The sequence below is a fragment of the Gandjariella thermophila genome (genome assembly GCF_005405885.1).
Classification (GTDB): Bacteria; Actinomycetota; Actinomycetes; order Mycobacteriales; family Pseudonocardiaceae; genus Gandjariella; species Gandjariella thermophila.
The window spans coordinates 39,289-63,778 of sequence record NZ_BJFL01000018.1 but is presented as its reverse complement, the minus strand read 5'-3'; the positions used below and the strand labels follow the sequence as shown (position 1 = coordinate 63,778).

At 72.4% G+C, this 24,490-nt stretch carries 22 protein-coding genes; 17 read left to right on the top strand and 5 right to left on the bottom strand.

All coding sequences use genetic code 11. The annotated features are described in order from the left end of the window. Positions 1 to 26: 26 nt before the first annotated feature. Genes fdh through nrfD form a run of 3 tightly spaced genes read left to right on the top strand, consistent with a single transcriptional unit; the run spans position 27 to position 5,211 of the window. Positions 27 to 3,323: a formate dehydrogenase gene (fdh, locus tag FFT21_RS17240; protein ID WP_225978495.1), complete on the top strand. Its 3,297-nt coding sequence runs from the start codon at positions 27 to 29 to the stop codon at positions 3,321 to 3,323. Next, complete coding sequence (locus FFT21_RS17235) at positions 3,320 to 4,252, top strand: 4Fe-4S dicluster domain-containing protein (protein ID WP_137814908.1); 933 nt, start codon at positions 3,320 to 3,322, stop codon at positions 4,250 to 4,252. The genes fdh and FFT21_RS17235 overlap by 4 nt, the downstream gene beginning before the upstream one ends. After that, the gene (gene nrfD, locus FFT21_RS17230) at positions 4,249 to 5,211 is read left to right on the top strand and encodes an NrfD/PsrC family molybdoenzyme membrane anchor subunit (RefSeq protein ID WP_225978494.1); all 963 of its coding nucleotides are present in this window, start codon (positions 4,249 to 4,251) and stop codon (positions 5,209 to 5,211) included. Before FFT21_RS17235 ends, nrfD begins: the two co-directional genes overlap by 4 nt. A 39-nt stretch (positions 5,212 to 5,250) precedes the next feature. On the opposite strand, the gene FFT21_RS17225 is transcribed toward nrfD, so the two are convergent. Beyond that, positions 5,251 to 6,624 (bottom strand): helix-turn-helix domain-containing protein, encoded by a 1,374-nt coding sequence (locus FFT21_RS17225; protein WP_225978493.1) that lies wholly within the window; start codon positions 6,622 to 6,624, stop codon positions 5,251 to 5,253. 265 nt (positions 6,625 to 6,889) lie between these two features. Here FFT21_RS17225 and tgmA point away from each other — a divergent pair, with 265 nt between their 5' ends. From tgmA to tgmC, 3 genes are read left to right on the top strand one after another with little or no spacing between them, the layout of a single operon-like run. Beyond that, on the top strand, positions 6,890 to 7,222 hold the full coding sequence (tgmA, locus tag FFT21_RS17220; RefSeq protein ID WP_225978492.1) for a putative ATP-grasp-modified RiPP: 333 nt from the start codon (positions 6,890 to 6,892) through the stop codon (positions 7,220 to 7,222). An 11-nt stretch (positions 7,223 to 7,233) separates the two neighbouring features. Then, complete coding sequence (gene tgmB / locus FFT21_RS17215; protein ID WP_264081648.1) at positions 7,234 to 8,193, top strand: ATP-grasp ribosomal peptide maturase; 960 nt, start codon at positions 7,234 to 7,236, stop codon at positions 8,191 to 8,193. Continuing rightward, positions 8,190 to 9,350: an ATP-grasp peptide maturase system methyltransferase gene (tgmC, locus tag FFT21_RS17210; RefSeq protein WP_225978491.1), complete on the top strand. Its 1,161-nt coding sequence runs from the start codon at positions 8,190 to 8,192 to the stop codon at positions 9,348 to 9,350. Before tgmB ends, tgmC begins: the two co-directional genes overlap by 4 nt. Positions 9,351 to 9,429: 79 nt before the next feature. On the opposite strand, the gene FFT21_RS17205 is transcribed toward tgmC, so the two are convergent. After that, positions 9,430 to 10,122 carry an ACT domain-containing protein gene (locus tag FFT21_RS17205; RefSeq protein ID WP_137814905.1) on the bottom strand — a complete coding sequence of 231 codons (693 nt, stop codon included), beginning with the start codon at positions 10,120 to 10,122 and terminating at the stop codon, positions 9,430 to 9,432. 255 nt (positions 10,123 to 10,377) lie between these two features. Between FFT21_RS17205 and gatC the strand changes: the two genes are divergently transcribed. The 5 genes from gatC to FFT21_RS17180 all read left to right on the top strand — a co-directional run bounded on the left by gatC (position 10,378) and on the right by FFT21_RS17180 (position 14,370). Further along, the gene (gene gatC / locus FFT21_RS17200) at positions 10,378 to 10,677 is read left to right on the top strand and encodes an Asp-tRNA(Asn)/Glu-tRNA(Gln) amidotransferase subunit GatC (protein ID WP_137814904.1); all 300 of its coding nucleotides are present in this window, start codon (positions 10,378 to 10,380) and stop codon (positions 10,675 to 10,677) included. Then, positions 10,674 to 12,194, top strand: a complete 1,521-nt coding sequence (gene gatA, locus FFT21_RS17195) for an Asp-tRNA(Asn)/Glu-tRNA(Gln) amidotransferase subunit GatA (RefSeq protein WP_137814903.1) — start codon at positions 10,674 to 10,676, stop codon at positions 12,192 to 12,194. Before gatC ends, gatA begins: the two co-directional genes overlap by 4 nt. Next, positions 12,191 to 12,391, top strand: coding sequence for a hypothetical protein (locus FFT21_RS17190; protein WP_137814902.1), 201 nt, complete (start codon positions 12,191 to 12,193; stop codon positions 12,389 to 12,391). The genes gatA and FFT21_RS17190 overlap by 4 nt, the downstream gene beginning before the upstream one ends. Further along, on the top strand, positions 12,388 to 13,890 hold the full coding sequence (gene gatB / locus FFT21_RS17185) for an Asp-tRNA(Asn)/Glu-tRNA(Gln) amidotransferase subunit GatB (protein ID WP_137814901.1): 1,503 nt from the start codon (positions 12,388 to 12,390) through the stop codon (positions 13,888 to 13,890). Before FFT21_RS17190 ends, gatB begins: the two co-directional genes overlap by 4 nt. A 147-nt stretch (positions 13,891 to 14,037) precedes the next feature. Beyond that, the gene (locus FFT21_RS17180) at positions 14,038 to 14,370 is read left to right on the top strand and encodes an ArsR/SmtB family transcription factor (protein WP_137814900.1); all 333 of its coding nucleotides are present in this window, start codon (positions 14,038 to 14,040) and stop codon (positions 14,368 to 14,370) included. Between the two features lie 8 nt (positions 14,371 to 14,378). On the opposite strand, the gene FFT21_RS17175 is transcribed toward FFT21_RS17180, so the two are convergent. Then, positions 14,379 to 15,530 carry a PQQ-dependent sugar dehydrogenase gene (locus tag FFT21_RS17175; RefSeq protein WP_137814952.1) on the bottom strand — a complete coding sequence of 384 codons (1,152 nt, stop codon included), beginning with the start codon at positions 15,528 to 15,530 and terminating at the stop codon, positions 14,379 to 14,381. A 201-nt stretch (positions 15,531 to 15,731) separates the two neighbouring features. On the opposite strand from FFT21_RS17175, the gene FFT21_RS17170 reads away from it, so the two are divergent. Together FFT21_RS17170 and FFT21_RS17165 are read left to right on the top strand one after the other, a co-directional pair. Further along, positions 15,732 to 16,646, top strand: coding sequence for a 2-hydroxyacid dehydrogenase (locus tag FFT21_RS17170; RefSeq protein WP_137814899.1), 915 nt, complete (start codon positions 15,732 to 15,734; stop codon positions 16,644 to 16,646). 227 nt (positions 16,647 to 16,873) lie between these two features. After that, positions 16,874 to 17,563: a DoxX family protein gene (locus FFT21_RS17165; RefSeq protein WP_225978489.1), complete on the top strand. Its 690-nt coding sequence runs from the start codon at positions 16,874 to 16,876 to the stop codon at positions 17,561 to 17,563. 66 nt (positions 17,564 to 17,629) lie between these two features. Here the strand turns inward: FFT21_RS17165 and ilvD are convergent, their stop codons facing one another. Next, positions 17,630 to 19,474: a dihydroxy-acid dehydratase gene (gene ilvD, locus FFT21_RS17160; RefSeq protein ID WP_137814898.1), complete on the bottom strand. Its 1,845-nt coding sequence runs from the start codon at positions 19,472 to 19,474 to the stop codon at positions 17,630 to 17,632. A 154-nt stretch (positions 19,475 to 19,628) separates the two neighbouring features. After that, positions 19,629 to 20,216, bottom strand: a complete 588-nt coding sequence (locus FFT21_RS29820) for a PH domain-containing protein (RefSeq protein ID WP_225978488.1) — start codon at positions 20,214 to 20,216, stop codon at positions 19,629 to 19,631. A gap of 315 nt (positions 20,217 to 20,531) precedes the next feature. Here FFT21_RS29820 and FFT21_RS17150 point away from each other — a divergent pair, with 315 nt between their 5' ends. The 4 genes from FFT21_RS17150 (at position 20,532) to FFT21_RS17135 (ending at position 24,410) form a co-directional block, all read left to right on the top strand. Further along, the gene (locus tag FFT21_RS17150) at positions 20,532 to 22,391 is read left to right on the top strand and encodes an acetolactate synthase large subunit (RefSeq protein WP_137814897.1); all 1,860 of its coding nucleotides are present in this window, start codon (positions 20,532 to 20,534) and stop codon (positions 22,389 to 22,391) included. Continuing rightward, the gene (gene ilvN / locus FFT21_RS17145; protein WP_137814896.1) at positions 22,388 to 22,894 is read left to right on the top strand and encodes an acetolactate synthase small subunit; all 507 of its coding nucleotides are present in this window, start codon (positions 22,388 to 22,390) and stop codon (positions 22,892 to 22,894) included. Before FFT21_RS17150 ends, ilvN begins: the two co-directional genes overlap by 4 nt. A 37-nt stretch (positions 22,895 to 22,931) precedes the next feature. Continuing rightward, positions 22,932 to 23,936: a ketol-acid reductoisomerase gene (gene ilvC / locus FFT21_RS17140; protein WP_137814895.1), complete on the top strand. Its 1,005-nt coding sequence runs from the start codon at positions 22,932 to 22,934 to the stop codon at positions 23,934 to 23,936. Between the two features lie 210 nt (positions 23,937 to 24,146). After that, positions 24,147 to 24,410 (top strand): DUF397 domain-containing protein, encoded by a 264-nt coding sequence (locus FFT21_RS17135; protein ID WP_137814894.1) that lies wholly within the window; start codon positions 24,147 to 24,149, stop codon positions 24,408 to 24,410. Positions 24,411 to 24,490: the final 80 nt, after the last annotated feature.

Here is a 24,490-nt window from a genome sequence, read left to right as displayed (position 1 = left end):
TAGCGCGACGGGTGGGGAGTGCGGTCATGGGCGTGCGGCAGTGGATCGAGGGCTGGCCGGTGGTCCGGCAGCTCACCGGGGCCGACCCGCTCGGCCGGGGCGCGGCCGCCGAGTCGCGGGTGACCAGCGCGCTGCGGCCCCGCACCAGCCAGGCCGACCGCGTGGTCGCCTCGGTGTGCCCGTACTGCGCCGTCGGTTGTGGACAGAAGGTCTACGTCCGGGACGGGAAGGTCACCCAGATCGAGGGCGACCCGGACTCGCCGATCTCCCGGGGCCGGTTGTGCCCCAAGGGATCCGCGAGCAAGCAACTGGTGACCAACCCGAACCGGGTGACCACCGTGCTGTACCGGCGTCCACACGGGACGGAGTGGGAGGAACTCCCGCTGGACCGTGCCATGGACATGATCGCCGATCGGGTCATCGAGACCCGCCGGCGGCACTGGCAGGAGGAGGACGGCGGCCAGCGCGTCCGGCGCACCATGGCGATCGCCAGCCTCGGCGGCGCCACGCTGGACAACGAAGAGAACTACCTGATGAAGAAGCTCTACACCGCGCTGGGCGCCATCCAGATCGAGAACCAGGCGCGTATTTGACACTCCGCCACGGTTCCCGGTCTGGGAACCTCGTTCGGTCGGGGTGGGGCCACGACGTTCCAGCAGGACCTGCGGAACGCGGACTGCATCGTCATCGAGGGCTCCAACATGGCCGAGTGCCACCCGGTCGGCTTCCAGTGGGTGATGGAGGCCAAGGAGCGCGGCGCCACCGTGATCCACGTCGACCCGCGGTTCACCCGCACCAGCGCGGTGTCCGACGTGCACGTGCCGCTGCGCGCCGGCAGCGACATCGCCTTCCTCGGCGGCCTGGTCAACTACGTGCTCACGCACGAGAAGTTCTTCCGCGAGTACGTCGTCGCCTACACGAACGCGCCGGCGATCCTGCGCGAGGACTTCGCCGACACCGAGGACCTGGACGGCCTGTTCTCCGGCTACGACCCGGACGGCCGGCGCTACGACCATTCGACGTGGGCGTACCAGGGCGCCGTCGCCGCGCCCGCCACCGGCGAGCACAGCACGGAGGAGGAGGTCGGCCAGCCCGAGGAGGACGCCCACCGGGTGACCCGCCGCCACCACGGCGGCCCGGAGCACCGGGAGGCGGCACGCGCCGAGGCCTACGGCAGCGGCGGGCCGTCCGTGCCGTTCAAGCCGGAGCTGGACCCGACGCTGGAACACCCGCGCTGCGTGTTCCAGGTGCTCAGGCGGCACTACGCCCGGTACACCCCGGAGGTGGTGGCCGACATCTGCGGGATCAGCACGGAGCAGTTCCGCCGCGTCGCCGAGGAGATCACCCGCAACTCCGGCCGGGACCGCACCACCGCGTTCGTCTACTCCGTGGGCTGGACCCAGCACACCGTCGGCGCACAGTACATCCGCACCGCGTCCATCCTGCAGGCGTTGCTGGGCAACATCGGCCGGCCCGGCGGCGGCATCCTGGCGCTGCGCGGCCACGCCAGCATCCAGGGCTCCACCGACATCCCCACGCTGTTCAACCTGCTGCCCGGCTACCTGCCGATGCCGCACGCCGGCGAGCACCTCGACCTGGACAGCTACACCGCCGCCGACGTCGGCAAGGCCGGGTTCTGGGGCAACATGCGCAGCTACGCGGTCAGCCTGCTCAAGGCGTGGTGGGGCGACGCCGCCACCGCGGACAACGACTTCTGCTTCGACTACCTGCCGCGGATCTCCGGCGACCACGGCCACTACCGCACCGTGCTGGACCAGATCGCCGGCACCGTCAAGGGCTACTTCCTGATGGGCGAGAACCCGGCGGTCGGCTCGGCCAACGCCAAGCTGCAACGCCTCGGCCTGGCCAACCTGGACTGGCTGGTGGTGCGGGACTTCTCCCTGATCGAGAGCGCCACGTTCTGGAAGAACGGCCCGGAGATCGACACCGGGGAGATGCGCACCGAGGACATCGGCACCGAGGTGTTCTTCCTCCCGGCGGCCGCGCACACCGAGAAGGACGGCACCTTCACCAACACCCAGCGGCTGCTCCAGTGGCACCACAAGGCCGTCGACCCGCCCGGCGACGCGCGCAGCGAACTGTGGTTCACCTACCACCTGGGCCGGATCATCCGGGACAAGCTGGCCCGCAGCACCGACCCGCGGGACCGCCCGCTGCTCGACCTCACCTGGGACTACCCCACCGAGGGCGCGATCGCCGAACCGTCCGCGGACGCGGTGCTCCGCGAGATCGGCGGCGTCGACGCGGGCGGCAACGAACTCGCCGCCTACACCCAGCTCCGCGCCGACGGCTCCACCCGGTGCGGTTGCTGGATCTACTGCGGTGTGCACGCGGACGGCGTCAACCAGGCGGCCCGCCGCCGGCCGGGCCGCGACCAGAGCTGGGTGGCCCCGGAGTGGGGCTGGGCGTGGCCGGCGAACCGCCGGATCCTCTACAACCGCGCCTCGGCCGACCCGGACGGACGGCCGTGGAGCGAGCGGAAGAAGTACGTGTGGTGGGACGCCGAGCAGCGGAAGTGGGTCGGCGCCGACAACGCCGACTTCGAGGCCAGCAAGCCGCCGGACTACCAGCCCGAACCGGGCGCCAGGGCGCAGGACGCGATCGCCGGCGCGGAGCCGTTCATCATGCAGACCGACGGTCGCGCCTGGCTGTTCGTCCCGACCGGGCTGGCCGACGGGCCGCTGCCCACCCACTACGAGCCGGCCGAGTCCCCGGTGGACAACCCGCTGTACCGCCAGCAGGCCAACCCGACCCGGCGGGAGTACCCGCACCCGGCCAACCGGTACCAGCCCAGCGACGGCGCACCCGGCAGCGAGGTGTTCCCGTACGTGTTCACCACCTACCGGCTCACCGAGCACCACACCGCGGGCGGGATGAGCCGCACCCTGCCCTACCTGTCCGAGCTGCAGCCGGAGTTCTTCTGCGAGGTGTCCCCCGAGCTGGCCGCCGAGCGCGGCCTGGACCACCTGGGCTGGGCCACGATCGTCACCGCGCGCACCGCGATCGAGGCGCGGGTGCTGGTCACCGACCGGGTCCGGCCGCTGCGGATCCGCGGCCGCACCATTCACCAGATCGGCCTGCCCTACCACTGGGGCGGCAACGGGCTGTCCACCGGGGACGGCGCCAACGAGTTGCTGCCCGTGGTGCTCGACCCGAACGTCTACATCCAGGAGTCCAAGGCCGCCACCTGCGACATCCGCCCGGGCCGGCGGCCGAGGGGCCCGGCGCTGCCCCGCCTCGTCGCGGACTACCGGCGCCGGGCCGGCATCACCGAGCCGACCGGAGAGGACGGCACACGATGACCACCGGGCACACCGGCACCACCGGTACCACGTGGCGCGACCGGCTCGCTGGACCGCTCGCCGACCCGGCGGGCGAGGCCGGCCACGCCGACGGCCACCCACCTCGGATGGGCTTCTTCACCGACACCTCCATCTGCATCGGCTGCAAGGCGTGCGAGGTGGCCTGCAAGGAGTGGAACGGGGTGCCCGACACCGGGCTGGACCTGCTGGGCAGCTCCTACGACAACACCGGCGCGCTGGGCGCGAACTCCTGGCGGCACGTGGCGTTCGTCGAGCAGCGGGTGCCGGCCGAGCGGGTCGAACTCGGCATGCCGGGCATCGGCGCCCCCGAGCAACCCCAGCGGGCCGAGACCGACGACGCGGGGGTGCGCTGGCTGATGTCCAGCGACGTGTGCAAGCACTGCACGCACGCCGCCTGCCTGGACGTCTGCCCGACCGGGTCGCTGTTCCGCACCGAGTTCGGCACCGTGGTGGTGCAGGAGGACATCTGCAACGGCTGCGGCTACTGCGTGCCCGCCTGCCCGTACGGGGTGATCGAGCGGCGGGAGAGCGACGGCCGCGCGTTCAAGTGCACGCTGTGCTACGACCGGCTGCGCGACGGCCTGGAACCGGCCTGCGCCAAGGCCTGCCCCACCGACTCGATCCAGTTCGGCCCGCTGGACGAACTGCGCGAGCGGGCCGAGCGCCGGGTGGAGCAACTGCACGACCGCGGCGTGCCCGAGGCCCGGCTGTACGGGGAGGACCCGGACGACGGGGTGGGCGGCGACGGCGCGTTCTTCCTGCTGCTGGACGAACCCGAGGTGTACGGGCTGCCGCCGGACCCGGTGGTCACCACCCGGGACCTGCCCGCGATGTGGAAGCACATGGGCATGGCCGCGGTCGCGGCCGCGGCCGGGGCGCTCGCCGCGTTCCTGGGAGGCCGGCGGTGAGCCCGCGGCGCGAGCAGGAGATGGTGCCGCGCGCCGAGTTCCGCTCCTACTACGGCCGGCCGATCCTCAAGCAGCCCGCCTGGAAGGTGCCGGACGTGCCCGGTTACCTGTTCCTCGGCGGGCTGGCCGGCTCGTCGGCCATGCTCGGCGCGCTGGGCGGGGCGACCGGCCGGCCGGGGCTGGCCCGCGCCTCCCGGCTGGTCGCCGCCGGGTCGGCGGTGGCCAGCGTGGGCGCGCTCATCCACGACCTGGGCCGGCCGGAACGCTTCCTGAACATGCTCCGGGTGCTCAAGCCGACCTCGCCGCTGTCCGTGGGCTCGTGGATCCTGGCCCCGTTCTCCGGCCTGGCCTCGGCGAGTGCGGCCAGCGAGCTGACCGGGCTGCTACCCCGGCTGGGCACCGCGGCCGGCGCGGCGTCCGCCGGCCTCGGCCCGGCGATGTGCACCTACACCGCGGTGCTGCTGGCCGACACCGCCATCCCGGCCTGGCACGAGGCGCACCGGGAACTGCCGTTCCTGTTCGCCGGCGGCGCGCTGACCAGCGGTGCGGGCGCGGCGCTCATCGCGGCCCCGGCGGCCGAGCAGGGCCCGGCCCGGCGGATCGGGCTGATCGGCGCGGGCATGGAACTGGCCGCCGCCTACCGGATGGAACGCGGGCTCGGCCTGGTCGGCGAGCCCTACCGGCAGGGCCGGCCGGGCAAGCTGCTGCGCGCCGGCCGGGCGCTCACCGCGGTCGGCGCCGGCCTGTCCGTGCTGGGCCGGCGCAGCCGGGCGGTGTCCGCGATCGCCGGCGCCGCCTACCTCGCTGCCGGCCTGTGCACCCGGTTCGGCGTGTTCGAGGCCGGCAAGGCATCCGCGGCCGACCCGAAGTACGTCGTCATCCCGCAGCGTGAGCGCCTGGCCGGCGCCGCCGAACCCGTTGTCATCGAACAGTCGGGTGCCGCGCTCAGCCGACCATAGGCCGGCGTTCGATCGGTGGTACCTGTGGGCCCGCGGCGATCAGGCGAGAGCGTGCACCCGGTGGGCCAGCGCGGGCAGGCCGGGCATGGCGGCTTGTCTGGGTGAGTCCAGGAGGTCGGTGACCAGGCGGCGCACGGCGTTGCGGGTGCGGACTTCGCCCGGGGCGGTCCGCTCGGCCTCCAGCAGGGTGGCGTAGGCGCGGTCTGGTTTGTCCCACCGCGCCCACGCCTGCGCGGCGTCGACCAGGAGCCGGGCGCGGCGTTCGGTGGTGGGAATCGTCGCCAGCGGCAGGCTGTACGCGTGCGCAAGCGCGGTGCCGGCGTCGCCGAGCACGTAGGCCGCCGACACCTTGTGGCTGACCAGATTCGCGACCAGGGCACGCTGCCGATTGGGGTCGGCGGCCAACCGCTCGGCGGTGGCCTCGGCCTCGGTAAGCAGGTCGCCGGCGCGGTCCCGGTCGCCGGCACGGGCGGCGGCGTAGGCCGCGGACAGGTGCAGCGTGCCGTACATGGCCAGATGACCCGGTACCGGGTGCTGACCGGTGATATCCAGATGGGCCGCGGCGGCCAGGGTCAACTCCTGGGCACGGGCATGGTGTCCGGCGCGGCGGGCGACCGAGGCGACCAGCCGCTGCGCCTCGGCGAGGGTCAGCGGGTCCTCGGCGGTGCGGGCGGCGTGCAGGGCACGGTCGGCCGAGATCCATTCCAGCCCGGATGCTTCCAGCTTGATCAGCGCGCGGGTGGCCAGGTTGTAGGACTCGGCGAGCACCTGCTGGACGCTCGGGTCGACCCGGTGGCTGGCAGTGACTTCGGCGGCGGTGATCAGTGCCGGCAGTCGGGACGCGAGGGGGAGGTAGTGGCACGCGGCGAATTCCCGCCGGGCCGTGGTCAGGGCCTCGGCCAGCACGCCGATCGGTGCCGGCTCGCCGGACTGTGCCGAGCCGAGCAGTACGTCACCAAGCTTGCTGGCGAGCAACGCGGCAGGGTCGACATCGGCCGCGACGGCAGTCGTCGTGTTGGGCACGGCGAGTCCGCTACCGGTGAGGGTGGCGAGTTGGAGGAACGCGCGTCGGCGCACCGGGTCGTCCTCCTCCGCGCGTCGGACCGTGACCCGGCCCACCCTATGTCCTGTTTCCGCCGTCGTCCGGGAGGATTGGGCGGCCGTGTCGCCGTGGCCGGTCAAGCCAAATGCCTCCACCGGCAGTCCCAGGATGGAGGCCAAGCGGCGCAGAGTGGCGATGTCGCGCAGCGGGCGGTGCTTGGTTTCCAGACGGGAGATCGTTGAGCCGGAGGCGCCGAACCGCCTGCCGAGTTCGTCCTGGGTCCAGCCCAACTCGGTGCGGGCCAGCCGAAGCACGGCGGCGTGGTCGCCGCGGTCGGCGGCCTGCCATAGCGCTGGTGACCACTCCCGCACCGTGAATTCACCATCCCGACTTCGATGCCAGATGCTGTGGTTTCTCAGCGTAGTCATCTGGTCACGATGTCAAGGGGGTTTGCCGAATGCGCAACCGCCGTGCGCGCCTGGCAGGAAGACCTGTTGCGCCTTCGGGCCGATCCCTAGCGTCGGCGGTGTCCCGGTACAGCGGCAGCGCCCGCGGCCTTCCGCCAGTACCAGCCGTTGACGGCTCACCACGGCGGTTCCGCCGACGGTTCACCCGTCCGTGTATAGGAGAAAACCAGTGACCATCTCAATGGGCGTCGCCCTCGATCCCGGCGGCGATGCGGTGCTGAGCAACAATCCGTTGTCCTCGGCGAGCCTGCGTTACCTGGTCCGCCAAGCGGTCGTCGCCGACCATCCTGGTCCGGCGCCTACCAGGCCGTTGGCATTGCGGTTCGCTCAGCCAGTGCCTACTCCGGTGACCCGTCAGTTCCGCTACTGCCCCGACCGGCAGGTGGCCGTCGACGGCGAGGGGCGGCCGTTGATCGAAACGATGGGCAAGGAGTGGGAGTCCAAGTCCTCCACCGACGGCGACGAGGGCCCGGAGGAGAACTGGGGTTGGGAAGAGAAATGAATTCCGACACCGTGGTGATCTTCGCCCAGGAAGCTGATGCCCCCGTGGACGCGGTGGTGTGCGAGCTGACCGAGCGAGGGGTCCCGGTGTTCCGCGCCGACACGAGCTGGTTCCCCGGCCAGCTCGTGCTCGACGCGCACTTCGACCCGGCCGTCGGCCGCTGGGCCGGCGAACTGCGCACCAAGTACCGCAGCGTCGAATTGGAGGCGGTCCGCTCCATTTGGTACCGCGATCCAGCCGCATTCCGTTTCCCCGCCGAGCTGACCGAGGTCGAGCGCGCCTACGCCCACCGCGAGGCTAGGCTCGGGTTCGGCGGGGTACTGGCCGCGATGCCGGTGCTATGGGTCAACCACCCCAACCGCGCCGCCGACGCGATCTTCAAGCCGTTACAGCTCGCCACCGCCCATTCCTGCGGGCTGAATGTTCAGCCGACCCTCGTCACCAATTCGCCCGAGGCACTCGTCCGCTTCGCCGCGGACCAGGGAGATGTGGTGTGCAAGTCGTTCGGGCCGAACACGATCACGGAAGGTGGTGAGCTGAAAGTCGCCTTCACTCATTGCCTGCGGTCAGCCGACCTCCCTGGCATGTCCGGCGCCGCCTCGACCGCCACGCAGGTGCAGCGGTGGGTGGACAAGACCCACGAGGCCCGCGTGATCGTGATCGGCGAGCGGATGTTCACCATCACCATCCGTACCGACTCGGCCAAGGCAAAGGTGGATTGGCGGGCAGACTTCCCCGCACTGCGCTACGCGCTGGTCGACACACCACCGGAGGTGGCGAAGGGGCTACGGAGCTACATGAATGCGCTCGGCCTCGCCTACGCCGCCGTGGACTTCGCCATCGACGCGGACGGGCAATGGTTCTTCCTGGAATCCAACAGCTCCGGCCAGTATGGGTGGTTGGAAGCCCAGACCGGGGCACCGATCACCGCCGCACTCGCCGACCTACTCGCCGAAGGAGCCCGCCCGTGACCACCACCATGGCGCAGGACTGGCGGGCGCACGCCCGGCGGCTGGCCGACGACCTGGAACGGGCCGGCAAGCTCACCGACCCGCGCTGGCGGGACGCGATCCGCGCGGTGCCCCGGCACCATCTCGTTCCCAGCTATCACCGGCAGAACGCCGACGGGTCGTGGTGGCGGATCTCCAGCGGCACCGCCGAGGGCCTTGCGGAGGTCTACTCGAATACCGTGCTGATCACCGCGCTCGCCGACGGGCCGACGGGCACGACGGTGCTGTCCTCTTCAACCCAGCCGAGCCTGATGACGCGGATGCTGGAAGCCCTCGACGTCCGTGCGGGAATGCGGGTGTTGGAGATCGGCACCGGCACCGGCTACAACGCCGCCCTGCTGGCCCACCGGCTCGGCGACGAACACGTGTTCTCCGTCGACGTCGAACCGGAGCTGGTCGAACTCGCCCGCCAGCGGCTCGCCGTCCTGGGTCACCACCCCACCCTGGTCGCGGGTGACGGCGCCGCCGGGCTGCCGGAGCACGCGCCATTCGACCGGATCATCGCCACCTGCGCCGTGCCGCGCGTTCCGTGGACGTGGGTGGAGCAGGTCCCGCCCGGCGGGGTTATCCTCACCGACCTCAAACCCGCCCTCGGCGCCGGCAGCCTGGTCCGGCTCACCCGCATCGACTCCGACCGGGCCGAAGGACATTTCGACCCCACCTACGCGGCGTTCCTGGACCTGCGCCAGCAGCCTGGCGGCAACCCGGCCGCCGGCCGTGTCGACCGCGACCACCACCACGCCGAGCACCGCATCACGGCGGTCGACCCCCGCACGCCGTGGACGTCGCTCGTCGTGTGGTTCCTGGCGTCCTTCGGCCTCGGTCCCGGCATCTCCTACGGGTATGCCGGATGCTCGCCGGACGGGCCGAGGTCGACCTGGATTGCCACCCCGGACGGTTCCTGGGCCGAGATCAGCCTGGTCGCCGACGACGGCCAGCATCAGGTCACCGAAGGCGGCCCCCGACGACTGTGGTCGATCGTGGAGGATGCCCACCGGCGGTGGCGGGATTGGGGGGAGCCGGCATGGGGCCGGTTCGGGTTGACGGTCACCTCGGACGGCTCGCACACCGTGTGGCTGGACGAACCAGGGCATACGGTCGCCGTGCTCGCCCGGTGACCCGGCGCGACCGCGCCGGCCGGGAGGAGGGAGCCGCGCGTCTCGGCCCGACCGGGGCCGCCGGGTGCGGAGAGGGTGCTCAGACGGTGTCGTCGGCGGGCACGGTGGTGCCGTTCTGCGCGTCCGCCAGCACGACCGCGACGATCCCGGCGAGGTGGGCCAGCCGGGCCACCTCCGCGGCGCGGAACATCGGGCCACCGGGACGGCCGACCAGCAGCACCCGGTCCGGCTTGCCCAGCGGGGTGGCGGCCAGTTCGGTGCCGAGCTGCCGCCAGGTCTGCGGCACCCAGTCCTCCTCGCCATCCAGCACGGTCGCCCGGTGCAACGGCAGGCAGGGCAGCTCGACCGCGCTGGTCTCCGGGGCGGCGCTGCTCGCCGCGAGCCGGCGGATCCCGGCGCCGTCGTCGGTCACCACCATCGCCCAGCCAGCGCGGATGATCTTCGGCACGCCCTCGGCGAACACCGCGATGCCGCGCGCCGGTTCGGCGGCGATCTCCTCGACCAGTTCCAGCTCACGATGGGTGTCCAGCACCCCGGCGTAGGGTCGGACCGCGTCCACCTCGACACCCTCGACGGACTCCGAGGCGGTGATCAACGCGTCCGGCAGTCTGCCATTCGGCAGCTCGACGACCAGGTCGTCCACCGCCGTGCCGCTGCCCCGTTCCACCACGTCCACACTGAGGATGTCGGCCCCGATCTCGCCGAGCGCGGTGGCCACCGCGCCGAGCGTGCCGGGACGGTCCGGGAGCTGAACCCGGATCAGGAAGGACAAGGTGCACGCCTCCTGCCTCGTGCGCGGTACCTCGCCGCCCGCGCGTGTCGAGGGCGCGGGAGCATCGGCCCCGCGCCTCGCCGGCCGCCGATTGTCGCAGACCCAGCATCGGCGGCCGATCCTCCGTCCGCGTTTCGAGACGGTAAAATCGCCTGCCGGGTCCGCCGCCCCTCGGACAACCCGTTCGGGCAGTCCAGCGGCCCCGCCATAGACTCGCCGGGTCCCACCACAAGCAAACACCTTCGGGGGTCCCGAGTGCCCAATATCTCCCGCGACGAGGTCGCGCACCTCGCCCGGCTGGCCCGGCTGGCCGTCACCGAGGACGAGCTCGACGTGTTCGCCGGCCAGCTCGACCAGATCCTGCAGGCCGTGGCCAAGGTGGGCGAGGTGGCCGCCGAGGACATCCCGCCGACCTCGCACGCCGTGCCGCTGACCAACGTCTTCCGCGACGACCAGGTGCGCCCCGGGCTGACCCGGGACCAGGCGCTGGCCGGCGCACCCGCGGCCGAGGAGGGCAGGTTCCGCGTCCCGCGCATCCTGGGGGAGGAGCAATGAGCAGCGACCTCACCAGGCTGACCGCGGCCGAGCTGGCCGAGAAGATCCACGCGCGCGAGATCACCTCCGTCGAGGTGACCCAGGCCCACCTGGGCCGGATCGAGCAGGTGGACGGGACGGTGCACGCGTTCCTGCACGTCGATACCGACGGCGCGCTGGAGGCGGCACGCCGGGTGGACGAGGCCCTCGCCGCCGGTGAGCCCCCCGCGTCGCCGCTGGCCGGGGTGCCGCTGGCGCTCAAGGACGTGTTCACCACCAGCGACATGCCCACCACCTGCGGCTCGAAGATGCTGGCGGGCTGGATCCCGCCGTACGACGCCACGGTCACCCGCCGGCTGCGCGAGGCCGGCATCGTCATCCTGGGCAAGACCAACATGGACGAGTTCGCCATGGGCTCGTCCACGGAGAACTCCGCCTACGGCCCCACCCGCAACCCGTGGGACCTGGACCGCATCCCCGGCGGCTCGGGCGGCGGCTCGTCGGCGTCGCTGGCGGCGTTCGAGGCGCCGCTGGCCATCGGCACCGACACCGGCGGCTCGATCCGGCAGCCCGGCGCGGTCACCGGCACGGTCGGGGTCAAGCCGACCTACGGCGGGGTGTCCCGGTACGGGCTGGTCGCCTTCTCCTCCTCGCTGGACCAGGGCGGCCCGTGCGCCCGCACCGTGCTGGACGCGGCCCTGCTGCACGAGGTGATCGGCGGCCACGACCCGCTGGACTCCACCTCGATCGACGCCCCGGTGCCGCCGGTGGTGGCCGCGGCCCGCGAGGGCGCCTCCGGCGACCTGACCGGGGTGCGCGTCGGCGTGGTGCGCGAGTTCTCCGGCGAGGGCTACCAACCCGGGGTGCTCGCCGCGTTCCAGCGGGCCGTCGAGCAGCTCGGCAGGCTGGGCGCCGAGGTGGTCGAGGTGTCCTGCCCGCACTTCGACTACGCGCTGCCGGCCTACTACCTGATCGCGCCCAGCGAGTGCTCGTCCAACCTGGCCCGGTTCGACGGCATGCGCTACGGGCTGCGCAGCCGGGAGAACGGGCACAGCGCCGAGGAGGTCATGTCGCTGACCCGGGAGGCCGGCTTCGGGCCGGAGGTGAAGCGGCGCATCATGCTCGGCACCTACGCGCTGTCCGCCGGCTACTACGACGCGTACTACGGCCAGGCGCAGAAGGTGCGTACCCTGATCGTGCGGGACTTCGAAGCCGCGTTCGACCGGGTCGACGTGCTGGTCGCGCCGACCACGCCGACCACGGCGTTCCGGATCGGCGAGCGGGTGGACGACCCGATGGCGATGTACCTGGCCGACCTGTGCACCATCCCGGCCAACCTGGCCGGCAACGCCGCGCTGAGCGTGCCGTGCGGGCTGTCCGAGGACGACGGCCTGCCGGTGGGGCTGCAGGTGATGGCCCCGGCCATGGAAGATCACCGGATGTACCGGGTGGCCGCCGCCTACCAGGCGGCCAGGGACGACGCCGAGGGCGGCCCGCTGATCCACCGCGTGCCCGACCTGGAGGTGACCGCACGATGACGTCCTTCGCCAAGCTCCGCCTGCTGTTCAGCCTCGCCACCTCGGCGTTCGCCGCGGTGAACGCGGTGTCCGACGTGCGCGAGGCCCGGCGGGAGAAGGACCGGCTCGCGCTGGCCAACGCGGTGCTGAACATTCTCGCGGTGATCACCGGCGCCGCGCTCGCCGTGCGCAGCGTGCGCGGGGGGGAGGAGAAGTGACTGCCGTCGCGGAACTGATGGACTACGCCGAGGTCGTGGAACGGTTCGACCCGGTGCTCGGGCTCGAGGTGCACGTCGAGCTGAACACCAACACGAAGATGTTCTGCGGCTGCCCGACCGCCTTCGGCGCCGAGCCGAACACCCAGGTGTGTCCCACCTGCCTGGGCCTGCCCGGGTCGCTGCCGGTGGTGAACCGCAAGGCCGTGGAGTCGGCCATCCGCATCGGCCTGGCGCTGAACTGCGAGATCGCCGAGTGGTGCCGGTTCGCTCGGAAGAACTACTTCTACCCTGACATGCCGAAGAACTTCCAGACCTCGCAGTACGACGAGCCGATCGCGTTCAACGGCCACCTGGACGTGGTGCTGGACGACGGCGAGGTGTTCCGGGTCGGCATCGAGCGGGCCCACATGGAGGAGGACACCGGCAAGTCGCTGCACGTCGGCGGCTCAGGCGGGCGCATCCATGGCGCGGAGCACTCGCTGCTGGACTACAACCGCGCCGGGGTGCCGCTGATCGAGATCGTCACCAAGCCGGTCGAGGGTGCCGGCGAGCGGGCACCCGAGGTGGCCCGCGCCTACGTCACCGCCCTGCGGGACCTGCTGCGCGCCCTGGACGTCTCGGACGTGCGGATGGACCAGGGCTCGCTGCGCTGCGACGCCAACGTGTCGCTGAAGCCGAAGGGCACCGCGGAGTTCGGCACTCGCACCGAGACGAAGAACGTCAACTCGCTGCGCAGCGTGGAGCGGGCGGTCCGGTACGAGATGTGCCGGCAGGCCGCGGTGCTCACCGGCGGCGGCAGCGTGGTGCAGGAGACCCGGCACTTCGACGAGTCCACCGGCAGCACCGCGGCCGGCCGCCGCAAGGAGACCTCCGAGGACTACCGGTACTTCCCGGAGCCCGACCTGGTGCCGCTGGCCCCGTCCCGGGAATGGGTCAAGGAACTGTCCGCGACCCTGCCCGAGTTGCCCTGGGAGCGCCGCAAGCGGGCCCAGGAGGAGTGGGGCCTGTCCGATGCGGAGCTGCGCGACCTGGTCAACGCCGGTGCGCTGGAACTGGTCGCGGAGACCGTGGAGGCCGGGGCCAGCCCGGACGAGGCCCGCGGCTGGTGGGTGTCCTACCTCGCCCAGCAGGCCAACGCGCGCGGCGTGGAGATCGCCGACCTGCCGATCACGCCGAAGCAGGTCGCCAGGGTGATCGCGCTGGTCGCCGAGGGCGCGCTGACCAACAAGCTGGCCCGCCAGGTGGTGGACGGCGTGCTGGCCGGCGAGGGCGAGCCGGACGAGGTGGTCGCCGCCCGCGGCCTGCGGGTGGTCTCCGACGACTCGGCGCTGCTCGCCGCGGTGGACGAGGCGCTGGCCGCGCAGCCGGACGTGGCCGAGAAGATCCGCGGCGGCAAGGTGCAGGCGGCCGGCGCGATCGTCGGCGCGGTGATGAAGGCGACCAGGGGTCAGGCCGACGCCAAGCGCGTCCGCGAACTGGTCATCGAACGCTGCAGCTGACCCGCGGAGGGATCGGCCGGGGCGGGGCCGGCGCGCCGACGATGCTCGCCGGCCCGGCCCGCGGCCGATCCGCCCGCTCGGGTCGGCGTCGCAGGTATGATGTTTGTTGAACCTGCGTGGTCGTGCCTGCCGGGGAGGTCCGCCGAGATGCCTGACGCGGACGGTCACCCGAACCGCGAGGAGATCAACCTGCCGGCCGTGCTGCACGCCCTGGCCGACCCGATGCGCTACCGGGTGGTGGCGACGCTGGTCCGCGAACCCGACGGCACCGAGCGCACCTGCAGTTCCTTCGGCCTGCCCGTGTCGAAGTCCACCCGCACCCACCACTTCCGCGTGCTTCGCGAGGCCGGGCTAATCAGGCAGGTGGACCGGGGCAACAGCCGGATGACCCGGCTCCGCCGGGCCGACCTGGAGGCCCGCTTCCCCGGGCTCCTCGACCTGCTCGCCAGCAACGCCCCCGCCGAGCCGGCCGCGTCCTGAGCCCGTCGTCAGTCCTTGCCGCCGGCGACGGGTGAGGGACGCAGCAGTTCGAACACCCGGTCGTCGCTGGACACCGGCTGCCCACCGGACCTGTTGACGGTGCCCACCCACGCCTTCTGGTCGCCGATGGTGTCCATGCCGAACAGCCGGCCGAAGGTGTTCTGCTCGGCGACCACCGGCTTGCCGTTGAACGAGCCGTCCCGGTTCAGCAGCAACGCCTGCGCCGCCGCGCCCTGCTCGGTGGCCACCACCACCGAGTCGGAGAACGACGCGCAGCCGGCCACTCCCGGCCGGTCCGGCCAGGTCCACGCCGGCACGTCCAGCGGCTGGCCGAGCGCCAGGCGGTAGAGCACGTCCTCGTCCGGCGCCCGGTCGGTCACCCAGGACCGGGTCCCGTCCGCCGAGGTGCAGATGCCCTGCGGCGCGTGCAGGCCGCTGGCCACCACCGGGGAACCGATCGTGGGGTTGCCGGGCGCCGGGTGGCCGGTGCCGTCGATCCGCAGCACCTTCCCGGCCAGCGTGCCCGGGTTGGCCGCGGCCGCCGGGTTGCCGGCGTCGCCGGTGGCCACCAGCAGCGCGCCCCTGCGGTCCACGGTCAGCGCGCCCGCGTTGTCGGTCGCGCCGCGCGGGATGCCGGTGAGCACCGGCTTCGGCGCGTCCCCCGGTGCGAACCGGACCACCCGGTTGTCCGCGGGCGTGGTCACGTAGGCGAAGACCAGTTGGTCCTCCTCGTAGGTGGGGGACAGCGACAGCCCGGTGAGCCCACCGCCGCCCGAGGCGTCCACCGGGATGGTGGCCACCACCACCGGGTCGGTGTGCCTGGCCACCCGCAGCACCCGGCCGGTGGTGCGCTCGGCCACCAGCCCGGTGTTTCCGTCCGGCAGCACGGCCACCGCGGAGACGGTGTTCAGGCAGGTCCCCACCACCTCGGCGTGGAAGTCCTGGCAGCCGTTGGGCGGCGGAACCTGGGTCGGGCCGCGCGACGGCGCCGGCGGGTTTCCGCTGCTGCCGCCGCCCTCGCCGCCCTCGCCGGGAATCTGCGGCTGCGGCCCCGGCCGCGCGGTGAGCTGCGGCTGGGCCTGCCAGGCCTGCGGCGGCGCGGCGTCCGGGAAGCTGGCACATCCGCCGAGGGCGACACCGGCGGCGAGCGCCCCGGCCATCAGCACGCGGGACGGGCGGCGCGGACCTGGCACGGTGACCCAGGCTAGGCAGCCCGCCGTGAACCGCCGGTGAGCGGCCCGGCGGGCGCGTCGCTCACCGGCCTGCCCGCCCGGCCGGGTCTCCCGAGGGCCGGCGTGCCCGCCCGGCCGGGTCGCCCGCCCGGTGGCGGGCGAGGCCCGCATGCGGGTTACCGTGCCGCCGTGACGCTCACCGTTCTCGTGCCCGACGAGCTTGGTGCCGCGGTGCTGTCCCGGGTGGACGGAGTGCGCCCGGTGCGCTACCGGATCGACCAGCCGCTGCCGGACGGTGCCGCGGCGGCCGAGGTGCTGGTGCCGCCGTTCCTGGTCGGCTCCCAGGCGCTGGCGCTGGTCGACGCGCTGCCGAAGCTGCGGCTGGTGCAGTTGCTCTCCGCGGGCGCCGAGGCGTGGGTGGGTCGGCTCCCGGACGGCGTGGCGCTGTCCACCTGCCGCGGCGCGCACGGCGGGGTCACCGCCGAGTGGGCGGTGGCCGTGCTACTGGCCGTCTACCGCGACCTGCCCGCCTTCCGCGACGCCCAGTGCGAGGGCCGGTGGGACTACCACTACACGGACACGCTGTCCGGCAGGCGGGTACTGGTCGTCGGCGCCGGCGATCTCGGCGAGCGGATCCGCCGCCGGCTGGAGCCGTTCGACGTGTCGGTGACGCTGGTCGGCCGCACGTCGCGGGACGGGGTGCACGGCGAGGACGCGCTGCCCGATCTGGTCGGCCGGCACGACGCGGTGATCCTGGCGGTGCCGCTGACCAGCCGCACCCGTGGCATGGCGGACGCCGCCTTCCTGGCCCGGATGCCAGACGGTGCGGTGCTGGTGAACGCGGCCCGCGGCCCCGTGGTGGACACGGAGGCGCTGCTGGCCGAGTTGCGCGCCGGCCGGTTGCGCGCCGCGCTGGACGTGACCGATCCGGAGCCGCTGCCCGCCGGCCACCCGCTGTGGTCCGCGCCCGGGCTGCTGCTCACCCCGCACGTCGCGGCGAGCTGCCACGGGCAGCGGGAGCGCGCCTACGCGGTCGCCGCCGAGCAGATCTCCCGGTTCGCGCGGGGAGCCGAACTGGAGAATCTTGTGCACGGGGAGTACTGATCGATCAGCGCGTTGTTTCCCCTGCCCGGAAAGGGCCGGGTCGTATTGCTTTTCTCCTCGCGGGGGTCGCGGTGGACCCACGGCGGCGTCTAACCTGCCTGGCCGTGGCTACTCATGACGACCGCACGACGACTAACTGGTCGAGTCGCGACTATTTCGCGGCCGACCGATCGACGAGCGGGGGGACACGAGGAGCGCATCACCTCGATACCGGACCGGAGGACCGCGTGCCGAATGAGCGCACCGATCCGCTGAGCGTCGGCAAGCGGCGGGAGGGCGGGGCCGCCGACGAGACGGCGTACGTGCCGTCCCGGTCCGCCGACGAGCGCGAGATCGGCCTGGACGAGCCGTCGCTTCCCGAACCCGAGGGCAGGTTCGGCGACGACGAGCGGCCCCGGACCCGGTGGCACGGCGGCGCCGACTTCGGATTGCTGGTGATGCGGCTGTTCCTCGCGGGCACGTTCCTGGCGCATGGGGCGCAGATCCTGTTCGGCACCTTCCAGGGGCCCGGGCCGGACGGTTTCGCCAGGTTCCTTGAACAGAACGGTTACCAGAACACGAAGATTCTCACCATGGTGACCGGAAGCGTCGAACTCGGCAGCGGTGCGCTGCTGGTGTTCGGGCTGCTCACTCCGGTCGCGGCGGCGGCCATCCTCGGAGTGATGGCGAACGCCGCGGCACTCAAGGTGGGCCACGGTTTCTTCGCCACCGCCGGCGGTTTCGAACTCGAGGCCGCCATCGGTGTCCTGGCGTTCGGTCTGCTGTTCACCGGTCCCGGGCGGGTGTCCCTGGACAACGGGCGGGTGTGGTACCGGCACCCGGTGGCCTTCGCGTGGACCTTCCTGGTCATCGCCGGCGCCGCGGCGGCCGGCGTCTACCTCGCCTTCCACGGCTACCGCGGCTTCCGGCTCGGCTGAACCCGCGCCGGCGAAACCGGAGGCCCCGGCGGCGTTTCCCGCTGCCGGGGCCTCCGGTTTTCGTGCTCAGCGGTTCGGGTCGCGGACCGCGCCGAACGAGGCCGAGGTGGCCAGCCGGGCGTAGGCGCGCAGCGCGGCCGACACCGGGCGCTGCCGGTCGACCGGCTGCCACGGCCGCTCGCTGGACTCCATCTTGGCCCGCCGCTCGGCCAGCACCTCGTCGTCGACCAGCAGTTGCAGCCGCCGCGACGGCACGTCGATGAGGACCTGGTCGCCGTCCTCCACCAGCCCGATGGCGCCGCCGTCGGCCGCCTCCGGAGAGATGTGGCCGACCGAGATGCCGGACGAGCCGCCGGAGAACCGGCCGTCGGTGATCAGCGCGCACACCTTTCCCAGCCCGGCGCCCTTGAGGAACGCGGTGGGGTGCAGCATCTCCTGCATGCCCGGCCCGCCCGCCGGACCCTCGTAGCGGACCACCAGCACGTCACCCGGCTGGATCTCCTTGTTCAGGATCGCGGACACCGCCTGCTCCTGGCTCTCCACCACCCGGGCCGGGCCCTGGAAGTGCCACAGTTCCTCGGGGATGCCCGCGGTCTTGATCACCGCGCCGTCCTCGGCCAGGTTGCCGCGCAGCACGGCCAGCCCGCCGTCCGCGGTGTAGGCGTGTGCCACGTCCCGGATGCACCCGGACTCCGCGTCGGTGTCCAGCGAGGACCACCGGTTGCCGGTGGAGAACGCCTCGGTGGTGCGCACCCCGCCGGGCGCGGCGTGGAACAACTCGACCGCCCGCGGATCCGGAGCGGCGCCGCGAATGTCCCAGGTGGACAGCCACTCGGCGAGCGAGGGGCTGTGCACCGCGTGCACGTCCCGGTGCAACAGCCCGGCCCGGTCCAGCTCGCCGAGGATGGCCGGGATGCCGCCGGCCCGGTGCACGTCCTCCATGTGGTAGTCGGAGTTCGGCGACACCTTGCACAGGCACGGCACCCGCCGGCTGATCGCGTCGATGTCGTCCAGCGTGAAGCCGATCTCGCCCTCCCGGGCGGCGGCGAGAATGTGCAGCACGGTGTTGGTGGACCCGCCCATCGCCATGTCCAGCGCCATGGCGTTCTCGAACGCCTTCCGGTTCGCCACCGAGCGGGGCAGCACCGACTCGTCGTCGTCGCGGTACCAGCGCTTGGCCAGCTCGACCACGAGCGAGCCCGCGCGGAGGAACAGGTCTCGCCGCGCCGCGTGGGTGGCCAGCGTGGAACCGTTGCCGGGCAGGGCCAGGCCGAGCGCCTCGGTGAGGCAGTTCATCGAGTTCGCGGTGAACATCCCGGAGCAGGAGCCGCAGGTCGGGCACGCCGACCGCTCGACGGTGAGCAGCCCGGCGTCGTCCACGGTGTCGCTGGCCGACGCGGAGATCGCGGTGATCAGGTCGGTCGGCGCGTGCGCCACCCCGTCCACCACCACCGCCTTGCCGGCCTCCATCGGCCCGCCGGAGACGAACACGGTCGGGATGTTCAGCCGCATCGCGGCGTTCAGCATGCCCGGGGTGATCTTGTCGCAGTTGGAGATGCAGACCAGCGCGTCCGCCTGGTGCGCGTTGACCATGTACTCCACCGAGTCCGCGATGATCTCGCGGGAGGGCAGTGAGTAGAGCATCCCGGAGTGACCCATGGCGATGCCGTCGTCCACCGCGATGGTGTGGAACTCCCTCGGCACCCCGCCGGCCTCGCGCACCGCGCCGGCCACCAGCTCGCCCAGGTCGCGCAGGTGCACGTGGCCGGGCACGAACTGGGTGTAGGAGTTGGCGATCGCGACGATCGGCTTGCCGAAGTCGTCGTCGCTCATCCCGGTGGCCCGCCACAGGGCGCGGGCCCCGGCGGCGTTGCGGCCGTGGGTGGTGGTCCGGGAGCGCAGCTCGGGCACGGCTCCTCCAAATCGGCTTGCTCGCCGGCGGGCCGGCGGGGACATACGAGGGGCACCGGGGTAGGGCGCCGGGGGAGGATGCGGTGGTCCGGAGATTACTCCCGCCGCGACCCGCGCCGGTCGACTTCCCCGGCGCGGCACCCGGTCCGCGCGGTCACTCGCCCGGGTGAGGCTGCCGGGGGTCGGCGATCCGTCCGCCGCTGACCGCGGCCAGCAGCGGCAGGTGCCGCACCCGGACGGCGGGCAGCGTGACCTCGCCGTCGCCGTCCACCACCGCGCGGACCGCGGACTTCTCGGTGAGCCGCAGCGAGGTCACCCGGGACCACGGGATCAACCTGCGGCCGAACAGGGTGCGCACGGTGAGCCCCTCGGCGTCCGCCCGCGTCCGGGTGCGCAGCAGCCACACGGCGAGCGCGACCGGGACCACGAAGATCACCAGTAGCGCCGGGGAGGCCAGCCCGACCGGGGACATGCACAGCGCCAGCAACGCCACCGCGAGCAGCGCGGTGGTGGGGACCCGGAACACCACCGCCGCCGGGGCCGGTGGCGCCGCGTACGGCCGGTCGGCGGGCGCGGACTCCGCCGCCTCGCGCCCCTGCTCCTCCGCCTTCCCCGGTGTGGCCGGTGCCGACTCGTCCGCCTCGGCGGTGGCCGCTGCCGGCTCGGTCACCTCGGCGGGGGCCGGGGCCTCCTGCTGCCGGCGGCCGGTGGGTTCCTCGGGGGTGGCGGGCTCGGCTTCCACGCCCCCATCGTCGCATCCCCGCCACGTCCGGTGCGGCCGGCCCGGGCGCGGGGAGACAGACCCGGGTGGGTGCACCCGCCGTCGCCCGGACGAGTCCAAGCTTCGGGAGTGGTGTCCCGCACAATTGACGCGGCCGAGCCGATCGCACTACCGTCGGCATCATGCAGCGCAAGTTCGTCCTCGTACTTAGTGGGCGCGTCGACGCCTAGCGAGAGCGACTGCGTCGACGCGCGACCCTCGTACGGCCCAAGGCGGCCGACGGGGGTTTTTTCGTGTCCGGACCCGCCTACCACTCGACCAGACTGGGGCAAACAGATGACCAGCGCGACGTCGCGATCCAACCCGGTCCCGAAACCTCCGCCGCAGGCCAACCGTCCCAAGCCGGTGGCGCCCAGTAGTGCTCCGGTGCGCGTCACCGGCGCGCAGGCGCTCGTCCGCTCGCTCGAGGCGGCCGGCTGCAGCGTCGTGTTCGGCATCCCGGGCGGCACGATCATGCCCGCCTACGACGCCCTGCTCGACTCCACCGCGCTGCGGCACGTGCTGGTGCGGCACGAGCAGGGCGCCGGCCACGCCGCCACCGGGTACGCGCAGGCCACCGGCCGGGTCGGGGTGTGCATGGCGACCTCAGGGCCGGGCGCGACCAACCTGGTCACCCCGCTCGCCGACGCGTACATGGACTCGGTGCCGGTGGTCGCCATCACCGGCCAGCAGACCCGGGCGCTGATCGGCACCGACGCCTTCCAGGAAGCCGACATCTGCGGCATCACCATGCCGATCACCAAGCACAACTTCCTGGTCACCGACCCGGACGAGATCCCGAGGGTGATCGCCGAGGCGTTCCACCTGGCCGCCACCGGCCGGCCCGGCCCGGTGCTGGTGGACCTGCCCAAGGACGTCCAGCAGGCGGTGACCTCGTTCTCCTGGCCGCCGGAACTGCGGCTGCCCGGTTACCGGCCGACCACCCGGCCGCACGGCAAGCAGGTGCGCGAGGCCGCCAAGCTGATCGCCGGCGCCCGCCGCCCGGTGCTCTACGTCGGCGGCGGTGTGATCAAGGCGAGCGCCTCGGACGAGCTGCGCGCGCTGGCCGAGCTGACCGGCATCCCGGTGGTCACCACGCTGATGGCGCGCGGCGCGTTCCCCGACTCGCACCCGCAGCACCTGGGCATGCCGGGCATGCACGGCTCGGTCGCCGCGGTCACCGCCATGCAGAAGTCCGACCTGCTCATCGCCCTGGGCGCCCGGTTCGACGACCGGGTCACCGGCAAGCTGTCCACCTTCGCGCCGGACGCCGCGGTGGTGCACGCCGACATCGACCCGGCGGAGATCTCCAAGAACCGCAAGGCCGACGTGCCGATCGTGGGGGACTGCCGGGAGATCATCGCCGAGCTGGTCGACGCGGTGCGCGCCGAGCGGGAGGCCGGCAACGAGCCCGACCTGGACGGCTGGTGGAAGACGCTGAACTCGTGGCGGGAGGCGTTCCCGCTGGGCTACGAGTGGCCGGAGGACGGCACGCTCTCCCCGCAGTACGTGATCGAGCGGATCGGCGCGCTGGTCGGCCCGGACGCCCTCTACACCGCGGGCGTCGGCCAGCACCAGATGTGGGCCGCCCAGTTCATCCGCTACGAGCACCCGAGGACGTGGATCAACTCCGGCGGGCTGGGCACGATGGGCTTCGCCGTGCCGGCCGCGATGGGCGCCAAGGCCGGCCAGCCGGACAAGCCGGTCTGGGCGATCGACGGGGACGGCTGTTTCCAGATGACCAACCAGGAGCTGGCCACCTGCGCGATCGAGCGGCTGCCGATCAAGGTCGCCGTGATCAACAATGGCAACCTGGGCATGGTCCGGCAGTGGCAGAACCTCTTCTACGAGGAGCGCTACTCGCACACCGACCTGGGCACGCACAAGCACCGCATCCCCGACTTCGTCCAGCTCGCCCAGGCGCTGGGCTGCGTGGGGCTGCGCTGCGAGTCCAGGGAGGACGTGGACCGGGTCGTCAAGGAGGCCATGGAGATCAACGACCGGCCGGTGGTCATTGACTTCGTGGTCGGCAAGGACGCCCAGGTGTGGCCGATGGTGGCGGCCGGCGCCAGCAACGACGACATCATGGCCGCCCGGGGCATCCGCCCGCAGTTCGACGAGGACGAGCTGTTCACGACGGAAGCGAGTGAACGATGAGCAGGCATACGTTGAGCGTGCTGGTGGAGAACGTGCCCGGCGTGCTGGCCAGGGTGTCCGGGTTGTTCTCGCGGCGCGGCTTCAACATCGAGTCGCTGGCGGTGGGGCCGACCGAGCATCCGGAGATCTCCCGGATGACCATCGTCGTCTCGGTCGACGAGCTGCCCCTGGAGCAGGTGACCAAGCAGCTCAACAAGCTGGTCAACGTGATCAAGATCGTGGAGCTGGACCCGTCCGCCTCGGTGCAGCGGGAGCTGTTGCTGGTCAAGGTGCGGGCGGACGCTACGGTGCGTAGCCAGGTGTTGGAAACGGTGCAGCTGTTCCGGGCCAAGGTGGTGGACGTGTCGCCGGAGGCGGTCACCATCGAGGCCACCGGCACGGCGGACAAGCTCGACGCGCTGCTGCGCATGCTGGAGCCGTACGGTGTCCGCGAGATGGTGCAGTCCGGGATGGTGGCGATCGGCCGAGGCGCCCGTTCCATCACCGCCACCGCGGTGCGCTGACCCCAGGTTTCTCCCAGGAAGGAAGTACGGAACGGATATGAGTGCCGAGATCTTCTACGACGACGATGCCGACCTGGGCATCGTGCAGGGCCGCAAGGTTGCCGTCATCGGCTACGGCAGCCAGGGCCACGCGCACGCGCTGAGCCTGCGCGACTCCGGTGTGGACGTCCGAATCGGACTGCCGGAGGGCTCGAAGTCGCGGGCCAGGGCCGAGGAGGAGGGTCTGCGGGTGCTCACCCCGGCCGAGGCGTCCGCCGAGGCGGACCTCATCATGATCCTCGCGCCGGACACCAAGCAGCGGGAGATCTACGCCAGGGACATCGAGCCGAACCTCGCCGCCGGCAAGGCGCTGTTCTTCGGGCACGGCTTCAACATCCGCTACGGCCTGATCCAGCCACCGTCCACGGTGGACGTCGCCATGGTCGCCCCCAAGGGGCCCGGGCACCTGGTGCGCCGGCAGTTCGTGGACGGCAAGGGCGTGCCCTGCCTGATCGCGGTGGAGCAGGACGCCAGCGGCAACGCCCAGGCGCTCGCCCTCTCCTACGCCAAGGGCATCGGCGGCACCCGCGCCGGGGTCATCAAGACCACCTTCAAGGAGGAGACCGAGACCGACCTGTTCGGTGAGCAGGCGGTGCTCTGCGGCGGCGCGTCCGCGCTGGTGCAGACCGGTTTCGAGGTGCTCACCGAGGCCGGCTACGCCCCGGAGATCGCCTACTTCGAGGTGCTCCACGAGCTGAAGCTGATCGTCGACCTCATGTACGAGGGCGGCATCGCCAACATGCGGTACTCGATCTCCGACACCGCCGAGTACGGCGACCTCACCCGCGGCCCACGGGTGATCACGCCGGCGGTCAAGGAGGCGATGCGCAGGATCCTCGGCGAGATCCAGGACGGCTCCTTCGCCAAGGAGTGGGTGACCGAGGACGAGAACGGCCGGCCGAACTTCACCAGGCTGCAGAAGGAGGGTGAGCAGCACCCGATCGAGGAGGTCGGCAAGCGGCTGCGCGGCCTGATGTCCTGGGTGGGCCGCCCGCTGCAGTAACCCGCAGGCCACCGTCGCGGGAGCCCGTGGCGCCGCAACGGCGCCGCGGGCTCCCGCCCGTCCGCGACCCCGCTCCCCGGCGACGGCGCGGCACCCGCGGGTGGCCACCCGATTTCACCCGTGCGGCCACGCTGAGCCCCGGGCGCGCCGGGTATACCGTGAGCGCGACGTAACCCGGAGTCACCGGGACGAAGCGAAGGGAAACCTTGGATGAGCAACAAGCAGGTACCGGTCTACGACGACAAGGCCGAGGTGCGGGACCACCTCGACCTCACCGACGCCGAGTGGATCCGGGCCGGTGAGGGCGAGGGCGAGCACGTCGAGGTGGCCTTCGTGGAGCACACCGACGGCAACACCTACGTCGCCATGCGCAACTCCGCCCAGCCCGACGGTCCGGTGCTGGTGTTCACCGAGTCCGAGTGGGAGGCCTTCATCGAGGGAGCCAAGGACGGCGAGTTCGACGAGCCCTGGTGACCCCGCCGGCCATCCCCGGGCGGGGTTCGGCCGGGACTGGCGCCCCGGGCGGCAGGCTCTAGACTGCGTGCGTCCGGGCA

What these genes read in the sequence shown, in the direction of transcription:
- FFT21_RS17235 (WP_137814908.1), top strand. Translation starts at nt 3,320, where the DNA reads ATGACCACCGGGCACACCGGCACCACCGGTACCACGTGGCGCGACCGG.
- gatA (WP_137814903.1), top strand. Translation starts at nt 10,674, where the DNA reads ATGAGCAGCGACCTCACCAGGCTGACCGCGGCCGAGCTGGCCGAGAAG.
- FFT21_RS17190 (WP_137814902.1), top strand. Translation starts at nt 12,191, where the DNA reads ATGACGTCCTTCGCCAAGCTCCGCCTGCTGTTCAGCCTCGCCACCTCG.
- FFT21_RS17180 (WP_137814900.1), top strand. Translation starts at nt 14,038, where the DNA reads ATGCCTGACGCGGACGGTCACCCGAACCGCGAGGAGATCAACCTGCCG.
- FFT21_RS17175 (WP_137814952.1), bottom strand. Translation starts at nt 15,530, where the DNA reads ATGGCCGGGGCGCTCGCCGCCGGTGTCGCCCTCGGCGGATGTGCCAGC.
- FFT21_RS17150 (WP_137814897.1), top strand. Translation starts at nt 20,532, where the DNA reads ATGACCAGCGCGACGTCGCGATCCAACCCGGTCCCGAAACCTCCGCCG.
- ilvN (WP_137814896.1), top strand. Translation starts at nt 22,388, where the DNA reads ATGAGCAGGCATACGTTGAGCGTGCTGGTGGAGAACGTGCCCGGCGTG.
- ilvC (WP_137814895.1), top strand. Translation starts at nt 22,932, where the DNA reads ATGAGTGCCGAGATCTTCTACGACGACGATGCCGACCTGGGCATCGTG.
- FFT21_RS17135 (WP_137814894.1), top strand. Translation starts at nt 24,147, where the DNA reads ATGAGCAACAAGCAGGTACCGGTCTACGACGACAAGGCCGAGGTGCGG.